Here is an 852-nt window from a genome sequence, read left to right on the forward strand (position 1 = left end):
AGTTGCGTAGTAACTTTCATCGTTGAGTACAATAATTTGAAGTTAGTAACTATAACTACAAAAATATCAATTATTCAATACTTTGCGAAAGTCCTGACTATAATGAATCCAACGAAAGTTATTCCAGGAAAGTATCCTGGAACATTTGTATACTTTAAAGATAATCTACAAGTAATAGCAAATGAAAACGGAGATGTAGTTACTGTATTTTGGAAGTGAAAATTTAAATATGCAATATGATATTAGAAGGAAATCCAGGTAAATTAACAATAGAAATTGTAGATCGTATCTATCCAGATAGAGATCCAAAAACCGAAGATGGACAATGGGTTTATGTTGATTTTTTAGTTGATATTGAGTGTTTCTCAGCTCGTATATACCATGCTCATTTACTTATTGGTGAGTTACAAGTATTATATAATGAATTGGATAAATTATTAAATGAGTTAGAGAAAGCATTCAATGTGAAAAATTTTCAAGATTTTGAAGTAGATTTTTGGACTCTAGAAAGTGTATTATTAATGAAAGCTGGATTTACTAAATCTGGAGATATCATTTTTGATATAACTATTCAAAATAATTCTGATAAACTCTCATTTTCATTGAATGTAAATGTTGCATCTTTAGAAGATTTTTTACGTGAATTGTTTGTTGAGCTTCAAAAATATACTAATCAATTACCGATTTAGTACATTCTAATTTATTTTTATTAGATCATTGATTTACATATGTATTATACATACTTATGTGAAGCATATACGAAAAATATTATCTACTATAGAGATGCAATATTTTTCTTAAAAAAATCTTTAAATTTTTTCTTTGTTAGAAATGTATCGATCATTTTAAAGA

The 852-nt window shown here is 26.2% G+C and carries 2 protein-coding genes; both read left to right on the top strand.

All coding sequences use genetic code 11. The annotated features are described in order from the left end of the window. Positions 1-219, top strand: a 219-nt coding sequence (locus CCPUN_RS04775; protein ID WP_204594663.1) for a hypothetical protein, incomplete at its 5' end; no start/stop codon positions are given. 17 nt (positions 220-236) lie between these two features. Next, entirely contained in the window at positions 237-689 is a 453-nt protein-coding gene (locus CCPUN_RS04180; protein WP_133282319.1) for a WapI family immunity protein, read from the top strand. The last annotated feature ends 163 nt before the right edge of the window (positions 690-852 follow it).

The organism is Cardinium endosymbiont of Culicoides punctatus (genome assembly GCF_004354815.1).
Classification (GTDB): Bacteria; Bacteroidota; Bacteroidia; order Cytophagales; family Amoebophilaceae; genus Cardinium.